15 protein-coding genes are annotated in these 16,115 nt (G+C 71.3%); 8 read left to right on the forward strand and 7 right to left on the reverse strand.

From position 1 onward, the window contains the following. The 4 genes from CA983_RS26800 to CA983_RS26815 all read right to left on the reverse strand — a co-directional run. Window positions 1-280, reverse strand: a 280-nt coding sequence (locus CA983_RS26800; RefSeq protein WP_143645565.1) for a 2-oxoglutarate dehydrogenase E1 subunit family protein, incomplete at its 3' end; no start/stop codon positions are given. 281 nt (window positions 281-561) lie between these two features. Next, entirely contained in the window at window positions 562-1,674 is a 1,113-nt protein-coding gene (locus tag CA983_RS26805) for a HAMP domain-containing sensor histidine kinase (RefSeq protein WP_086603411.1), read from the reverse strand. Next, on the reverse strand, window positions 1,671-2,411 hold the full coding sequence (locus CA983_RS26810) for a response regulator transcription factor (protein WP_010040369.1): 741 nt from the start codon (window positions 2,409-2,411) through the stop codon (window positions 1,671-1,673). The genes CA983_RS26805 and CA983_RS26810 overlap by 4 nt, the downstream gene beginning before the upstream one ends. Before the next feature lie 124 nt (window positions 2,412-2,535). Next, window positions 2,536-3,213: a spermidine synthase family protein gene (locus CA983_RS26815; protein ID WP_086603412.1), complete on the reverse strand. Its 678-nt coding sequence runs from the start codon at window positions 3,211-3,213 to the stop codon at window positions 2,536-2,538. Between the two features lie 171 nt (window positions 3,214-3,384). On the opposite strand from CA983_RS26815, the gene CA983_RS26820 reads away from it, so the two are divergent. Further along, a complete protein-coding gene (locus CA983_RS26820; RefSeq protein ID WP_086603413.1) occupies window positions 3,385-4,212 on the forward strand; it encodes a rhomboid-like protein in 828 nt (275 codons plus the stop codon). A gap of 12 nt (window positions 4,213-4,224) precedes the next feature. Here CA983_RS26820 and CA983_RS26825 read toward each other — a convergent pair whose 3' ends face one another. Beyond that, window positions 4,225-4,872 (reverse strand): GNAT family N-acetyltransferase, encoded by a 648-nt coding sequence (locus CA983_RS26825; RefSeq protein WP_086603414.1) that lies wholly within the window; start codon window positions 4,870-4,872, stop codon window positions 4,225-4,227. A 175-nt stretch (window positions 4,873-5,047) separates the two neighbouring features. Here CA983_RS26825 and lon point away from each other — a divergent pair, with 175 nt between their 5' ends. Together lon and CA983_RS26835 are read left to right on the forward strand one after the other, a co-directional pair. Next, window positions 5,048-7,462, forward strand: a complete 2,415-nt coding sequence (gene lon, locus CA983_RS26830) for an endopeptidase La (protein WP_086603415.1) — start codon at window positions 5,048-5,050, stop codon at window positions 7,460-7,462. A 175-nt stretch (window positions 7,463-7,637) separates the two neighbouring features. Continuing rightward, on the forward strand, window positions 7,638-8,129 hold the full coding sequence (locus CA983_RS26835) for a MarR family winged helix-turn-helix transcriptional regulator (protein ID WP_086603416.1): 492 nt from the start codon (window positions 7,638-7,640) through the stop codon (window positions 8,127-8,129). A gap of 58 nt (window positions 8,130-8,187) precedes the next feature. On the opposite strand, the gene CA983_RS26840 is transcribed toward CA983_RS26835, so the two are convergent. After that, on the reverse strand, window positions 8,188-8,973 hold the full coding sequence (locus tag CA983_RS26840; protein ID WP_086603417.1) for a protein phosphatase 2C domain-containing protein: 786 nt from the start codon (window positions 8,971-8,973) through the stop codon (window positions 8,188-8,190). Between the two features lie 368 nt (window positions 8,974-9,341). Here CA983_RS26840 and CA983_RS26845 point away from each other — a divergent pair, with 368 nt between their 5' ends. Genes CA983_RS26845 through CA983_RS26865 form a run of 5 tightly spaced genes read left to right on the forward strand, consistent with a single transcriptional unit; the run spans window position 9,342 to window position 14,961 of the window. After that, a complete protein-coding gene (locus CA983_RS26845; protein WP_208637046.1) occupies window positions 9,342-12,116 on the forward strand; it encodes a sensor histidine kinase in 2,775 nt (924 codons plus the stop codon). Continuing rightward, window positions 12,113-12,637 (forward strand): roadblock/LC7 domain-containing protein, encoded by a 525-nt coding sequence (locus CA983_RS26850; protein ID WP_086603418.1) that lies wholly within the window; start codon window positions 12,113-12,115, stop codon window positions 12,635-12,637. The genes CA983_RS26845 and CA983_RS26850 overlap by 4 nt, the downstream gene beginning before the upstream one ends. Beyond that, a complete protein-coding gene (locus CA983_RS26855) occupies window positions 12,634-13,056 on the forward strand; it encodes a DUF742 domain-containing protein (RefSeq protein ID WP_059419369.1) in 423 nt (140 codons plus the stop codon). The genes CA983_RS26850 and CA983_RS26855 overlap by 4 nt, the downstream gene beginning before the upstream one ends. Further along, window positions 13,037-13,684, forward strand: a complete 648-nt coding sequence (locus CA983_RS26860; protein WP_086603419.1) for a GTP-binding protein — start codon at window positions 13,037-13,039, stop codon at window positions 13,682-13,684. The genes CA983_RS26855 and CA983_RS26860 overlap by 20 nt, the downstream gene beginning before the upstream one ends. A 14-nt stretch (window positions 13,685-13,698) precedes the next feature. After that, a complete protein-coding gene (locus CA983_RS26865; protein WP_086603420.1) occupies window positions 13,699-14,961 on the forward strand; it encodes a styrene monooxygenase/indole monooxygenase family protein in 1,263 nt (420 codons plus the stop codon). On the opposite strand, the gene CA983_RS26870 is transcribed toward CA983_RS26865, so the two are convergent. After that, on the reverse strand, window positions 14,925-16,115 hold a 1,191-nt coding region (locus CA983_RS26870; protein ID WP_086603421.1), incomplete at its 5' end, for a C40 family peptidase. The genes CA983_RS26865 and CA983_RS26870 overlap by 37 nt on opposite strands.

A 16,115-nucleotide genomic window follows, 5' to 3' on the forward strand; every position in this document is an offset into this window, starting at 1 on the left:
GGGCCGGGGTGGGGGCGGCCTGGGCCGCCGGCTGAGCGGTGGTGGTCCCCGCGGCCCCCGCGGCCGCGGTACCCGCCGGAGCCGAGGCGGCAGCGGCGCCCGGCTTGTAGTCGGCGAAGAAGTCCCACCAGGCTCGGTCTACCGAATTCGGGTCCTGGAGGTACTGCTGATAGATCTCGTCGACGAGCCACTCGTTGGCACCGAACGACGCGGCAGGGTTCTTCCCCGCTTGGTCGGTGTCGGTCGAGATGCTCGAGTTACTGGGGGACTGTGGCGACACGGCGGCAACCGCCCTCTTCCGCTTCACAAGATGATGGACAGCGGGAATCAAGGCTACGCCTCCCGCACCGGGTAGGTCAGGTCGGGCCCGTTCAACGTCGTGCAAGTCACATCTCAGAGCGTGTTTCGGGGCTTGAAATGGCGGGAAACAAGCGTGGTTCCGCTTAAAGAGGGAAGGGCTGAGCCTGGCCTCACGCGCCGACGGCGCGGGCCTGTGCCTGATCACACGTGTCCGTCAGCGCGGACGCCCGTGGATCTTGTGGCTCCGCTTCGAACTTTACGTCAACTTGGCACAGATGGAAGTCCCGGAAGGGTGACAAGAATCCGGCAACCTCGCTCGGATTCAGCCACTCCGATGCGTCCGCCGTGCAGATCCACCGCCCAGCGGGCGATCGCCAGGCCGAGGCCCGTGCCGCCGTCGCTGCCCGGACCCTGCGGACGCTTGGCGCTGCCGCGGTTGAACCGCTCGAAGACGCGGTGCCACTCGGACTTGGGAATGCCGGGACCCTCGTCCAGAACCTCCAGCTCCAGCGACTCCGGCAGCGCCCCGCGCCGCGCCTTGACCGTCACGCGGCCGTGCGGCGGGCTGTGCTTGACGGCGTTGTCGATGAGGTTGGCCACCACCTGGTGGATGCGCTCCGGGTCGGCGTGCGCGGTCAACTCCGGCGGATGGACGTCGAGGTGCAGATGGACGTCCGTACGGGTGTGACTGCCCGAGCCGGTGGCGATGCCCGCGCGCACGGAGGCGACCATGTTGGCCTCCTTCAGCACGCCGGACAGATACGGCCACACCTCGAACCGCCGCTGTTTCAGCGGTACGACGCCGTTGTCCAGGCGGGACAGGTCCAGCAGCGTCTCCACCAGCCGGCCGAGCCGCTCGGTCTGCTTCAGGGCCGTGCGCATCGTCTCGGGGTCGGCCTGTGTGACGCCGTCGACGATGTTCTCCAGCACCGCCCGCAGTCCCGCGATGGGAGTGCGCAGCTCGTGCGAGACGTTCGCCACCAGCTCCTTGCGCTGGCGGTCCTGGGCCTCCAGCTCGTCGGCCATGGCGTTGATCGTCACGGCCAGGTCGCCCAGCTCGTCACGGCGGTTCTCCCGCACCCGGCGGGTGTAGTCGCCCTGCGAGATGGAACGGGCCACCGCGGTCATCTCGTCCAGCGGGGCGGTGAGCGAATGGGCCACGAACTGCGTAATGAGCAGTGTGGCGATCATCGAGAAGACCGTGATGAAGCGCAGCTCCGTCTTCGTGTGCACCGCGATCACCGACAGACCCGTGGTGATCAGCACCGAGATGACGACCAGCGCGCCCAGCTTGGTCTTGATCGAGAACGGGCTCACCCCGCCCCAGGGTTCCGGCTCCCCGGGGCCTCTCCGTGCTCCCGGCCCGCCGCTCATGGCGTCGGGGTCTCCAGGGCGTAGCCCACGCCGTGCACCGTACGGATCCGCTCGGCGCCGATCTTCCGGCGCAGCGCCTTGATGTGGCTGTCGACGGTCCGGGTGCCGGAGGCGTCCGCCCAGTCCCAGACCTCGGCGAGCAGCTGCTCGCGCGAGAGCACCGCGCGCGGGGTGTTCGCCAGGCACACGAGGAGATCGAACTCGGTGGGCGTGAGGTGCACGTCCTCACTGCGCACCCGGACCCGGCGCTGTGCGTGGTCGATCTCCAGTTCGCCCAGGCGCAGGATGCCGCTGCGCGGCGTCGCGGCGGCCAGCGCGGCCCGCTCCACGCGGCGCAGCAGCACGTGCACGCGTGCCGCCAACTCCCGCATCGAGAACGGCTTCGTCATGTAGTCGTCGGCACCGACGCCGAGCCCGACCAGCATGTCGGTCTCGTCGTCGCGCGCGGTGAGCATCAGTACCGGCACCGGCCGGGCGGCCTGCACGCGTCGGCAGACCTCCAGACCGTCGAAGCCGGGCAGCATGATGTCGAGGATCAGCAGGTCGGGCTGCCAGGCCTCGGCCGTGTCGACGGCGGCCGGACCGTCACCGGCTGTTTGCACGAGGAATCCCTCGGCTCGCAGGCGGGTCGCGATGGCGTCCACGATCGTGGCGTCGTCCTCGACGACGAGAACCCGGCGCTGTGCGCCCGGAGTAGCCGTCGCCGAACCGTTGTGGGAGGTGTGTGTCTGCTCCATCGCCCGCCCCTGGGGTGTGCTTTCCGGAATCAGTGGGGTGATCCCTCGGTCTGCGCATGGTTGCGATTGACGCTTGAATGATCGGCGTCAGGGGAGCAGCGTACGGGGAGTCAGCACACCTTTGCTATCCAGGGCTGATGCCGAGGTGCACGACGTCCGGAACGCCCCGGGCAACCGGGATCTCTTCGGTACGCACCTGCTGGAACCCGACATTCAGCAGGGTTTCTTCGAATTCCGGAGAGGGCTGGGCGGACCAGACGGCGAGTACCCCGCCGGGCCTCAACACCCGTGCGCAGCTTGCCAGTCCGGCCTCTGAGTAGAGATTTCCGTTGCCCTCCGTGACGGTCCAGCCGGGTCCGTTGTCGATGTCGAGGCACAGGGCGTCGTATGTGGCGGATGTCTCATTGACGTAGGCCACGAGATCGGCTTCGACGATTTTCGTGCGCGGATCTGCGAGGGCCTCGGCGGAGAACGCGGAGAGCGGGCCGTCGAGATGCCATTCGACGATGGCGTGCTCGCGTTCCACGACCGTGATCCCTCCCCAGCGCGGGTCCGCCGCCGCGTGGGCGAGGGAGAAACCGACGCCGAGTCCGCCGATCAGCACGTCCGGGCGGTCCCGGCCGGCCAGGGCGTCCAGGGCCGCGTCGACCAGCCGCCGCTCCGAGCGGCCGTCGGAGGTGTCCATCAGGAAACAGCCGTTCGCGATGATCTCCAGCCGGTCGTCGTGCCGTCGCAGCACGACCTCGCCGTGCGGGCCCTCGCGACGGTCCAGCACACGGGGGATGTCGTTCGAGGTGGGCATCCGAGGATCCTGGCAGGTGGGGGTGTCCGGCGCCAAGCATTATGGAGCGGCCGGTGGGGGGACGCGGTGGGCTGCTGTCGGGTTGCTGTGAATCGGCTCTCGCGTGGCGCCCGTCACAGACAGGGAGCGGAGGTGCGCGAAGGGTGGGGTGTGACGGAAGGAGCGCCCGCCGTGGATCGCACCGCGCCGGCCGATAAGACGGCCACGCCGACGCCGACGGGCGCGCCCGTTCCCGATGTGTCGGAGCTGCTGGACGGGGTGCCGCGGCAGCGGCCCGGCGGCCGAGGGCCCTGCGAGAGCGTGGGGTCGGGCGTACGAGAGCCCGCTGCGGTGGAGCAGCCCCGGCGGCGACTCCGGGCGCCGCGACTGTGGCGGCTGCTCCCCACTCCCACGGGTACGCCCTTCACCTTCGGCTACGCGATCGTCCTCTGCGTCACCTCGCTGATCTCCGCGTACGCGGACCCCGCCCTGGTGCACGCCCTGCTCCAGGGGTCCAGTACGGATGTGGCGCACCTGGTGCGGACGCCGGAGCTGGTGCTGGTCGGCAGTGCGCTGTGGCTCGCGGGCGGGGTGGCCTCGCCGTTCGCGATCGGGTTCGTGCTCGTGCTGACCGCGCTGGAACGGCGGATCGGCGGTCTGCGCACGGCCGGTGTCTTCCTGCTCGGGCACGTCCTCGCCACCCTGGCGACCGAGGTCCCGGTCGGACTCGCCGTGCTGGCGGGGCAGCTCCCCGGTAGTTCACTGCACCGACTCGACTACGGCGTCAGCTTCGGCGTCGCCGCCGGCACCGGCGCCCTGGCCGGACTGCTGCCGCTCTGGCTGCGCGTGCCGCTGCTCGTCGGCTTCGGCGGGATGCTGCTCCAGGACCTGCTCGCCTTCACCGACCCGATGACCGACTGGGGGCATCTGATCGCCCTGGCCATCGGTGTCGCGACCTGGCCGGTGGTCCGGCGGTGGCAGGCGAGGGGCGCCGGTTCCCCCGGACCGGTCCGGAGCTGAAGGCGAGGCCGTTCAGGTCCGCGGGCAGTGCTTCGCGCTGGTGAGCACGGCCACCACCTCCCAGCCCAGCGCCTCGTAGAGCCCTCGCCCCGCGGGCGTACCGGCGAGGACACCGGTCCGTGCGCCCTGCCGCACGGCGGTGATCTGCAACGTCCGCATGACGAGGCTTCCGAGTCCCTTGCGGCGATGCTCCGGGGCCGTCTCGATCTGGTCGGCTACGGCCGTGGTGCCGGTCGGGACGATCTGCCCGCGCGCCGCCAGCGAACCGTCCGGGGCGGCCACCATCACACGCGTCACTCCGCCACGAGACCAGCTGCGCAGCCGGTAGCCGTCGGGCACGTCCGGAACGTTCCCCGGGGTCAGCGGGACCGTCATCAGGTAGCCGGGCTCGGGGTCGATCCACCAGGTGTCGTCCAGCCAGCCGGCGACCACCGACGGATCCCGGAACGCCTTCAGCCACACCCCGGCCCCGGTCACCGCGCCGGCCACCTTGCGGACGGCCGCCTCGTCGAGGTCGTCGCCGGTCGCGCCGAACACATGCCGGGTGACGTGCCCGTACATCCCCACGTCGATCGTGCAGCCCCACGGCTCGGGCACGGGCGGAGCCGCCCCGCGCGACACGACCCACCCGTCCACCCACGCCTGCACGGTCCCGTCCACGCCGCCCCCTGGTAATAGGCATTTACTGTATTGATCTGTTACGCCACTGACTCTACGGCCCCGATCGCCCCTGACGTCACGGTCGATCGCTCACAGCGAACGGTAGGTGGGGAACATCCGGCGGCTCCCGTGCATTGAGTCGGCATAGCTCAACTTGACTGCCGAAGGGGAGATCATGGCTTCGACGTCCACACCGCTCACCCTGCCCGTGCTGCCGCTCGACGACGAGGTCGTCCTGCCCGGGATGGTGGTCCCGCTGGACCTGAGCGACTCCGAGGTCCGTGCCGCGGTGGAGGCCGCCCAGGCCGCTGCTCGGACAACGCCCGGAAAGCCCCGGGTACTCCTGGTGCCACGCGTCGACGGCACGTACGCCGGCACCGGTGTCCTCGGCACCGTCGAGCAGGTGGGCCGGCTGGCCGACGGCGATCCGGGCGCGCTGATCCGCGGCCGGGAGCGGGTGAGGATCGGTGCGGGGACCACGGGTCCCGGCGCGGCCCTCTGGGTCGAGGGCACCAGCGTCGACGAATCCGTCCCGGAGCCGCTGCCCGGGCAGGTCGCCGAACTGGTCAAGGAGTACAAGGCCCTTGCCACCGCCTGGCTGCGCAAGCGCGGTGCCTGGCAGGTCGTCGACCGGGTCCAGGCCATCGACGACGTCTCGGCGCTCGCCGACAACTCCGGCTACTCGCCCTTCCTGACCACCGATCAGAAGGTGGAGCTGCTGGAGACCGCCGACCCGGTGGCCCGGCTGAAGCTCGCCACCCAGCAGCTGCGCGACCACCTCGCCGAGCAGGACGTGGCCGAGTCCATCGCCAAGGACGTCCAGGAAGGCGTCGACAAGCAGCAGCGCGAGTTCCTGCTGCGACGTCAGCTCGAAGCGGTCCGCAAGGAACTGCGCGAGCTGAACGGCGAGCAGGAGGGCGAGGAGTCCGACGACTACCGCGCCCGGGTGGAGGCCGCCGACCTGCCCGAGAAGGTCCGCGAGGCCGCGCTGAAGGAGGTCGACAAGCTGGAGCGCTCCTCCGACCAGTCGCCCGAGGGCTCCTGGATCCGCACCTGGCTCGACACGGTCCTGGAGATGCCGTGGAACGAGCGCACCGAGGACGCGTACGACATCCAGGGCGCCCAGGCCGTCCTCGACGCCGAGCACGCGGGCCTTCAGGACGTGAAGGAGCGGATCACCGAGTACCTGGCGGTGCGCAAGCGGCGTACCGACCGGGGGCTGGGCGTGGTCGGCGGGCGGCGCGGCGGTGCCGTGCTCGCGCTCGTGGGGCCGCCCGGCGTCGGCAAGACCAGCCTGGGAGAGTCCGTCGCCCACGCGATGGGACGCAAGTTCGTGCGCGTCGCCCTCGGCGGCGTCCGCGACGAGGCCGAGATCCGCGGTCACCGGCGTACGTACGTCGGTGCCCTGCCCGGCCGGATCGTCCGGGCCATCAAGGAGGCCGGGTCGATGAACCCGGTCGTGCTGCTCGACGAGATCGACAAGGTCGGCTCGGACTTCCGGGGCGACCCGGCCGCGGCCCTGCTCGAAGTGCTCGACCCGGCGCAGAACCACACCTTCCGGGATCACTACCTGGAGGTCGAGCTGGACCTGTCGGACGTGGTCTTCCTCGCGACCGCCAACGTCCTGGAGGCCATCCCGGAGGCCCTGGCCGACCGGATGGAGATCGTCCGCCTGGACGGCTACACCGAGGACGAGAAGGTCGTCATCGCCCGCGACCACCTGCTGCCGCGGCAGTTGGAGCGGGCCGGGCTCGACAAGGACGAGGTGGCCCTCGACGAGGGCGCGCTGCGCAAGCTCGCCGGTGAGTACACGCGCGAGGCGGGCGTCCGCAACCTGGAGCGGTCGATCGCACGGCTGCTGCGCAAGGTCGCGGCCCAGCACGAACTGGGTGAGCGCGAGCTGCCGTTCACCGTCCGGGACGAGGACCTGCGCTCTCTGATCGGGCGGCCGCACCACGTGCCCGAGTCCGCCCAGGACCCGGCCGAGCGCCGGACGTCCGTGCCGGGCGTGGCGACGGGCCTCGCGGTGACGGGCGCCGGCGGTGACGTGCTGTACGTCGAGGCGTCGCTGGCCGACCCGGAGACGGGCGCGGCCGGGCTGACCCTGACCGGTCAGCTGGGGGACGTGATGAAGGAGTCCGCGCAGATCGCGCTGAGCTTCCTGCGCTCCCGCGGTGCCGAGCTGGAACTGCCGGTGGGCGATCTGAAGGACCGGGGCGTGCACATCCACTTCCCGGCGGGCGCGGTCCCCAAGGACGGCCCCAGCGCCGGCGTCACGATGACCACGGCCCTCGCCTCGCTCCTGTCCGGCCGTCTGGTCCGCACGGACGTGGCGATGACCGGCGAGGTCTCGCTGACCGGCCGGGTCCTGCCGATCGGCGGCGTGAAGCAGAAGCTGCTGGCCGCCCACCGCGCCGGGGTCACCACCGTGATCATCCCCAAGCGCAACGAACCCGACCTGGACGACGTCCCGGCGGAGGTGCTGGACAAGCTCGACGTCCACACCGTCACCGACGTCCGCCAGGTCCTGGAGCTGGCGCTCGCGCCCGCCACCGCGGAGGCGACGCCGGAGGTTCCGGTGGCCGCGTGACGGAGGTCACCGGATGAGGGAAGGCCCGGGTCCCGTGAGGGAGGCCCGGGCCTTCACCCTGTGGCGGCCCTGTGGACGCGCACCCCGTGGCCTGCGGAATACTTGCCGAGCTGCGGCGATGGCCGCGGGTGGCGGAAAATGCAGGTAGCGGGCGGACGACCGAGGCAGGGCTCACGTGCACCAGGACGGCAACGACGACGGACACCGGGACGCCTCCCTGGCCGGAACCGGTGTGGATCAGCCTGCCTTCCTGGCGCTGGAGCGGGAGCTGACCGTGCTGCTGCGGCGGGCCCGGGCCAGCCAGGGCGAGATGGCCCGGGAGGTCCACCCCGACCTGGAGTCGTCCGCGTACGGCCTGCTCGTACGGCTGGACGAGTGCGGCAAGCAGCGGGCCACCGAGCTCGCCGCCTACATCGGCGTCGGCAAGGCCACGATGTCCCGCCAGCTGCGCGCCCTGGAGGAACTCGGCCTGATCGCGCGCGAACCCGACCCCGCCGACGGACGCGCCTGGCTCGTCGCCCTCACCCAGGAGGGCCACGACCGGGTCCGCCGGGTGCGCGAGGCCCGCCGCGCCCGCTACGCCGGCCGCCTGGCCGACTGGGACACCCACGAGGTCACGGAACTGGCCCGGCTGCTGCACCAGCTCAACCGGGGCATGGAGAAGTAGCACCCGGTTCCGGTGTTCAAAACTCACCCGGTTCCGGTGTTCAACACTCACCGGGTGCTCAGAACTCGACGTACACGGCCGTCGCGTCGTCGTGCGCCTTGCCCCGGCCCGGGAAAGATCTGGCCGAATCCGCTCCCTCCAGTGTCCGAACCCGGTCCACCAACGCTTGGGGCCCCTCCTTGCGTACGACGTGGAAGCAGTCCGTCCAGTCGCCCTCCCCGAACCGCTCCACCCAGCGGGTCGCCCCGTCCGTCAGCGCGGCCAGGGCGCGCACCTCACGGCGGGGCAGGGTTCCGGTCACCGCTCGGCGGGACACCGAGGGGTCGGCCGCCGCCGTGAAGAAGCCGCCCTCCTTGTTGCGGAGCGTGGAGTCCACCAGCGCGTCCGTGACCAGGGCGGAGCGGGGGAGAAGAGCCAGACGGTCGTCGAGGAAGGGCGTCACCACGCCGTCCGGGGACTCCACGAGGAGAGCCGAGTCCGACAGGACCAGGTACTCCACCGTGGCCGGGGACCAGCGAGCCACGACCACCGTGGCCTGAGGCGTGCGTGGGTGAGAAAGGTCACAGGTTGAGGCATGCGCCTCGGCGGTACGCGCGATGGCACGGGACAGGGCCTCGACCAGAGGGATATCCGGGAGTGAAACGGTCAGTTCGGTCAGTGCACCGCCGAGGCGCGCGGTGAACCAGGGGACGGAATGCAGACAACCCGTCCCGCTCTTCGGCGGTGTGACACCGTCCAGGACGACGACCGAACCGCCCTGTCCGGAAGCCGGTAGTCCGACACTGGCGAAGTCCTCGTTGGGGCGGTCCGCGTCTCCCGGTTCCGAGGCGAGTTCAGTACGCATCCAGCCAGTCTGCACGAGCCCTTCACAAGGTCCGCAAGAGGCTGGCAATGGTTGCCGGACCGGTGCGGCCTCGCAGGTCAGGCGCCCTGTTTGGGATGGAATGTTTTGTTCCGGGAAGGCGTGGTGGCGAATACTGCCACCGCCCGCCCATCGCGTCCAACCGGCCTGCCGCGCAAGGCCGCTGCAAGGGCCAGCGGAACTTGCCCCTCAACTCCCCTCCGGGGTTCACTCCTTCGGGTGGCGGGTCAGGTGATGCGCGTGCGCTGCCCACCGGCGCTGGGAGGGTCGGGAAGTGTACCTGGAGTACGCACCAGTTGACGGAGCGTCATCCGGGCCCATGAGTTCACGAGTCAGGAATGCGAGCACCGGTGCAGAAGTCGCGGCCTCGTCGCACAGGCAAGCAGACGGCCCCCGTCCAGGGCGCTGAGCCGACGCCCCCCACCGGCAAGGGCCGCCCCACCCATGTACGCAACCGGCTCATCGTCGCCGTGGCCGTGGTCGCCGCGGCCATCGCCGGTGCGGGCACCCCGTCCGTCCTCGCCGCCTCCGGGCAACTCCACGACTCGCAGGAGCTGGTGACGCTCGCCGAGCAGACCCAGGACGCCCTCGCCCTCGCGCACTCCCTCGCCGACGAGCGCGACGACGTCACCTCCTACATCGCGGCCGGCCGCCCCAAGTCCAAGGCGCCCTCCGAGCAGCACAGCGCCCGCGTGGACCGGCAGGTCGAGGAGGTGCGGGCCGACACCGACACGCCCGCCTCGCTCCGCTCCGACCTCGACGCCATCGCGGCCGTACGCCGGGCGGCGATCACCGGCAAGAGCAGCGCTCTCGAAGCGCACCAGGCGTACTCCGCCGCCATCACCGAACTCCACAGGCTCGCCGAGCAGCTGGCGCAGCAGACGCCGCCCCGCGCCGGTTCCGGCGGGTACGCCCTGGCCGAGCTGGACTCCGCCGTGCAGCAGGCCGCCGCGGCCCGGGGGCTGCTGCTCGCCGCCCTCAGCGTGCCGCGCGGCACCGAGACGGTCATCGACCCCGTCACCGGCCTGCCGACCGAGACCTCCACCTCCTCCGACGCCGACACCCGGCAGCGCGACGCGCTGAGCGCCGCCGCCCAGCAGGCCCGGCTGCGCTCCGACGCGGCCCTGGCCGACTTCCGCGACACCGCGCCCAAGCCGGCCCGTACCTCCTTCGACAACACGGTCACCGGCACCGAGGTCAACTCCGCCGAGAAGTACCTCGCCACGCTCACCGACCAGCCGACCCTCTCCAGCAACGAACTCTCCACCAGCGCCAGGAAGCTGGACACGGCCCTCTCCGCCCGGATCGACCTGATGCGCGGCGTGGAGTCCGCCCTCTACGACCGGCGCACCAAGGACCTGGAGGCGCTGCGCGACGACGACGTCACCGCCCTGGAGATCCGCATCGCCGTCCTCGGCGCCCTGATGCTGCTCGCCGTCGGCGTCGCCACGGGCATGGCCCGCAGCCTCACGCGCCCCCTCGCGGTCCTGCGCCTGGGCTCGAAACGCCTGGCCGAGGCGGAGGTCCCGGCGGCCGAGGAACCCGTCAGGTTCACCGGCCGCAACGACGAGTTCGCCCAGGTCGTCCGCTCCGTCAACGCCCTGCACGCGCACGCCGTCGCCCTCACCGAGCGGATCGCCACGCTGGAGTCCGACCGCAAGCACCTCGTCGGCCAGCGCCAGAAGATGGCCGACGCGCGCGAGGAACTGCGCGGCGAACTCGCCGAGTCCGCCGCCCAGCTGGAGCGGCTGCGCACGGCCATCGGCGGCACGTTCGTCAACCTCGCACTGCGCACCCTCGGGCTGGTCGAGCGGCAACTGGCCGTCATCGAGAACCTGGAGGAGCGCGAGCAGGACCCGGACCGCCTCGCCACGCTGTTCAAGCTCGACCACTTCGCGACCGTCATGCGGCGGCACAGCGAGAACCTCCTCGTCCTCGCCGGCACCGAGCACGTCCAGCACGCGGCCGGACCCGTGCCGCTCGTGGACGTCGTGCGCGCCGCGGTGAGCGAGATCGAGCGGTACGAGCGGGTCCGGATCGCCGCGCTGCCGCCGCACGCGCACATCGCCGGGTTCGCCGCGGACGACCTGTCCCACCTGCTGGCCGAACTCCTGGAGAACGCCACCTCGTTCTCGCCGCCCGACCTGCCCGTCGAGATCTCCGGCTGGCTGCTGGAGAACGGCGAGGTCGTGCTCTCGGTCCAGGACGAGGGCATCGGCATGGCCGAGGACCGACTGGAGCGCCTGAACTCCCGCCTCGCCGACTTCGACCCGGAGGCGCCGTACGAGCAGGAGGGCGAGGACGGTCTCGGCCTCGGCCTGTACGTCGTGGCCCGCCTCGCCCACCGGCACGGTGTGCGCGTGCAGTTGCGCGAGCAGAAGCAGGGCGGTGTCGCGGCGGTCGTCGTCCTGCCCCGCACCCTGCTGGCGGCGGCCCCGGCCGCGGCCGTCCCGGCCTCCGGTCCTGTGTCCGGCACCGCCCACGCCGTCGCGTTCCCCGGTGCCGACGCCGAGGCCAACTCCAACGTCCTGCACGGCCGCGCGAGCAACGGGGACCCGCTGGTGGCGCTGGCGGAGAAGGCGGTACGGCGCGAGGAGGCGGTGGAGGAGGCGGAGCACCACCCGGAACCGGCACCGGCGGAAACCCCCGCCGAGACCACGATGGAGCTGCTGGCCCCGATACCGCAGGACGAGCCGGCCCCGGCGGAGCACGAGCCCGCAGCCGACGACGGCGAATCCGCCCCGCAGGGGCCACCCGCAGTCGACGACGAAACCCGCACGGGGGGTGCGGGTGGGAGCGACACCGCCGAAGGCGAAGCCGAGGCGGAACACGAGCGTGCACCTGACGACGAAGAGGACCGCGTCACCGACAAGGGCCTCCCCAAGCGCACACCCAAGATCACCGCCCCGGCCCAGGCCCCGCGCCAGCGGACCGGCTCCGTGGACGCCGATGCCCTCCGGCGCCGCCTCGGCGGCTTCCGCCAGGGCGCCCAGGCCGGCTACCGCGAGGTGGAGGCGGAAATCGCCGAGCAGACGGCCTCGCACAAGAGGCCGGACACCGGCACATCAGGACCAGCTGAATCCGAAGAAGCCACGGGGGGCACAGTCGAGGAGGCAAGCAGTTGACCGCTCCCAGTACCTTCGGACTGATCGGACTGAGCAGTGAGGCCCGCAATCTGCACTGGCTGCTGAGCAACCTCGTCGAGGAGGTACCCGGCATCCTCTCGGTCGCGGTCGTCTCGTCCGACGGACTGCTCCTGCTGTCCTCCGACGACCACCGCAACCAGCAGGCCCGTCAGGCCCTCCAGGCCCGCGGGGCCAGGCGGACCGGTCCGCGCGGCTCCGCCGCCGACCTGGCCACCATCGTCTCCGGCATCGGCAGCCTCACCGTCGGCGCCGCCAAGCTGATGGACTTCGGCGGGGTCCGGCACACGATGGTCGCGATGGACGAGGGCAGCCTGTTCGTGATGTCCATCAGCGACGGCTCGCTGCTCGGCGTCCACGGCTCCGCGGACTGCGACATGAGCGTGGTGGCGTACCACATGGCTCTGTTCGTGGGCCGCGCCGGCCACGTCCTGACGCCCGAACTCCGCAGCGAGCTCCGCAAATCCCTGGAGGATTCCCAGACCACCGGGAGTGCCCGATGAGCAGTACGCCGAAGCAGCACCTCCCGGTCCGCGGCGGTGACCGCAAACCCGCCCGTGTCCGCCCCTACTCGCTCACCGGCGGCCGTACCCGCTTCGGCCACGTGCTCCTGGTGGAGACGTTCGTGGCGAGCACGGCCGCGCTCGACGCCCCCGAGGAGCGCAGGGAACTGACGAACGGCTCCCTGTCCACCCGCGTGATGCCGGAGCTGCGGGCCATCGTCGAACTGTGCCGCCGGATGCGTACGGTGGCCGAGATCGCCGCGCTGCTGAAGATGCCGCTCGGCGTGGTCCGCGTGCTCCTCAGCGACCTCGCGGACCAGGGAAAGATCCGTGTGTACGGGACGGGCACCGGCCATGGCACGGGCCGCCCGGACCGAGCTCTGCTGGAAAGGGTGCTGAGTGGACTCCGTCGTCTCTGACGCCGCTCACGGCGTCGCTGGTTCATCCCCGTTCGTCCAGCCCGGCGAGAGCATGCACGCCTGGGAGACGGACCGCACCCGCGCCCCCATCGCCACGAAGATCGTGGTGGCGGGCGGCTTCGGCGTGGGCAAGACCACGCTGGTCACCGCCGTCTCGGAGATCACGCCCCTGCAGACCGAGGCGCTGATGACCGAGGCGAGCGAGGCCACCGACGATCTCACCGCGACGCCGGGCAAGACCACCACCACCGTGGCCATGGACTTCGGCCGCCTCACGCTCGACGACGACCTGGTGCTCTACCTGTTCGGCACGCCGGGCCAGCAGCGGTTCTGGTTCATGTGGGACGACATCGTGCGCGGCGCGATCGGCGCCGTCGTCCTGGCCGACACCCGCCGGCTGAAGGACTGCTTCCCGGTCCTGGACTACTTCGAGAGCTCCGGACTGCCGTACGTGGTCGCGGTCAACCACTTCGACGGCAGCGAGCTGTTCGAGCCGGAGGACGTGCGGGAGGCCCTGACCATCCCGAAACACATACCTGTCATGATCATGGACGCGCGTCGCCGGATCTCCGTGATCGAGACCCTCCTGGCCCTGGTGGGCCACGCGCTCGACGAAACCCCCGAGTAAGAGGACAGCCCCGCATGCGGAAGATACTCGTCGTCGGAGCCGGTCAGTCCGGGCTCCAGATAGCTCTCGGCCTCCAGTCGCAGGGGTACGAGGTCACCCTGATGTCCAACCGGACGGCGGACGAGATCCGCACCGGCCGGGTCATGTCGACGCAGTGCATGTTCCACACGGCCCTGCAGCACGAGCGCGATCTCCAGCTGAACTTCTGGGAGTCCCAGGCCCCGAAGATCGAAGGACTCGGCGTCTCCGTCGCCGCTCCCGGCTCCTGGGCCGAGGGTCCCGCGGCACGTGCGATCGACTGGCTGGGCAGGCTCGACGGGTACGCCCAGTCGATCGACCAGCGCGTGAAGATGGCCGGCTGGATGGAGACGTTCGCCCAGCGCGGCGGGCAGCTCGTCATCCACGGCGCGGCCGTCGGCGACCTCGACTACTTCTCCCGCACGTACGACCTGGTGCTCGTCGCGGCCGGCAAGGGCGAGCTGGTGCAGATGTTCGCCCGCGACCCGGAGCGGTCCCCCTACAGCGAGCCGCAGCGCGCGCTGGCCGTGTCGTACGTCCACGGCCTGGGCCCGCGTCCCGAGCACCCCGACACCGAAGGGGTCCGCTGCAACCTCGTGCCGGGCGTCGGCGAGCTGTTCGTCATGCCCTGCCTGACCACCTCGGGCCGCGCCGACATCCTGTTCTGGGAGGGCATACCCGGCGGCCCGCTCGACGTCTTCAACGGCGTCAAGGACCCGGCGGAGCACCTCTCCCTGACCCTGGAACTCATGGAGCGGTACGTCCCCTGGGAGTACGCGCGGGCCACCAAGGTCGAACTGACCGACGCGGGCGGCACGCTGGCCGGCCGCTACGCCCCCACCGTCCGCAACCCCATCGGGCGCCTCCCCGGCGGCGGGCTCGTGCTGGGCGTGGCGGACGTCGTCGTGGCGAACGACCCGATCACCGGCCAGGGCTCCAACTCCGCGTCGAAGTGCGCGGCCGCCTACCTCTCCTCGATCGTCGAGCGCGGCGACAAGCCGTTCGACGAGGAGTGGATGCGGGCCACCTTCGACCGCTACTGGGCCACCGCGCAGCACGTCACCAAGTGGACCAACGCGATGCTCGCGCCGCCGCCGGAGCACATCCTGAACCTGATCGGCGCCGCCGGTGAGCTCCAGCCGGTCGCCGACCGGTTCGCCAACGGCTTCAACGACCCGGCCGACTTCGAGAACTTCTTCTACGACCCGGAGAAGACGCAGGCCTACCTGGTCGAGGTGTCCGGCGCGGGCGCCGCGTAGTCCGCCTCGCCCTCGTATCCGTCGTTTCCGTCGTTTCCTTCGTATCCGTCGTATCCGTTGTATCCCTCGTCCGACCCGTCCGTGGCCCACTCGGGGAGCTCCGGTGGCTCGTACCGCCGCAGGGGTTCCCCGTCCGGGTCCGGGCGGACGGCGCCCAGGACCGGGTTGGCCGCGATCGGTGACACCTTCACCTTCACGCCTGGCCGGGGCGCCTGTACGACCATGCCGTCGCCGAGGTACAGCGCCACGTGGGTGGCCTCCGGGAAGTACACGACCAGGTCTCCGGGCCGCAGCTCGGTGAGCGGGACCCGTTTCAGCCGCTTCCACTGCTCCTGGCTGGTCCGCGGGATGGGTGTCCCGGCCTCCGCCCAGGCCTGCGAGGTCAGGCCCGAGCAGTCGTACGACTTCGGGCCTTCCGCGCCCCACTCGTACGGCTTGCCGAGCTGCCGTACGGCGTAGCGGACGGCCCGGCCGCCCTCGGCCGACGGTCTGCGGACGCTGCCGCGGGCGCCGCCGCCTTTGCCGTCGCCGCCTTTGCCGTCGCTGAGCGCGCCGGACGCCATGAACTCCTTCTGCGCCTTCTCGATCCCGTTCTTCTCGAACGTGGCGAGGGCGGTGAGCTGGTCGCGGCTGAGGGAGGCGAGCAGTTCCTCGACGTCGTGGAGCCGCTCACGGACCTCGTCCCGTTCCTTCTTCCGCCGCTCGATGAGGACGAGCTGCTGGTCGAGGGCCTCGCGGGCCTTGCGGGCCAGCTCCTGGGCCTTCCGCTCGCTGCCGGTCAGCCGTCCGACGGTCTCGGCCCGCTCCCGCGCCAGCCGGCCGATCACATGGCCCTGGTCGATCGCGTGCTGCGGGTCGCGGGCCAGGAGCAGGCGTACGTACGGGGAGATGTCGGTGCTGCTCTGGTATTGCTGCCGGGCCAGGCGGCCGGCCGCGCCCCGGCTGTCGTGCAGGGAGAGCCGGGTGCGGGCGAGGGCGCGGTCCAGCCGGTCGGTCTCGGCGCGCTGCTTCTTCAGCTTCTCCTCGGTGGCGTTGTAGGCCTCGGTGGCCTCTTCGGCCTTCCGGTACAACTGCTGAAGGTTCGTCAGGAGACCGGCGACCGAGGCGGCGTCCTGGGCGGAGGCGGCGTCCTGGGCGGAGGCGGGGTCCTGGGC

It is taken from the genome of Streptomyces swartbergensis, from assembly GCF_002148965.1.
Classification (GTDB): domain Bacteria; phylum Actinomycetota; class Actinomycetes; order Streptomycetales; family Streptomycetaceae; genus Streptomyces; species Streptomyces swartbergensis.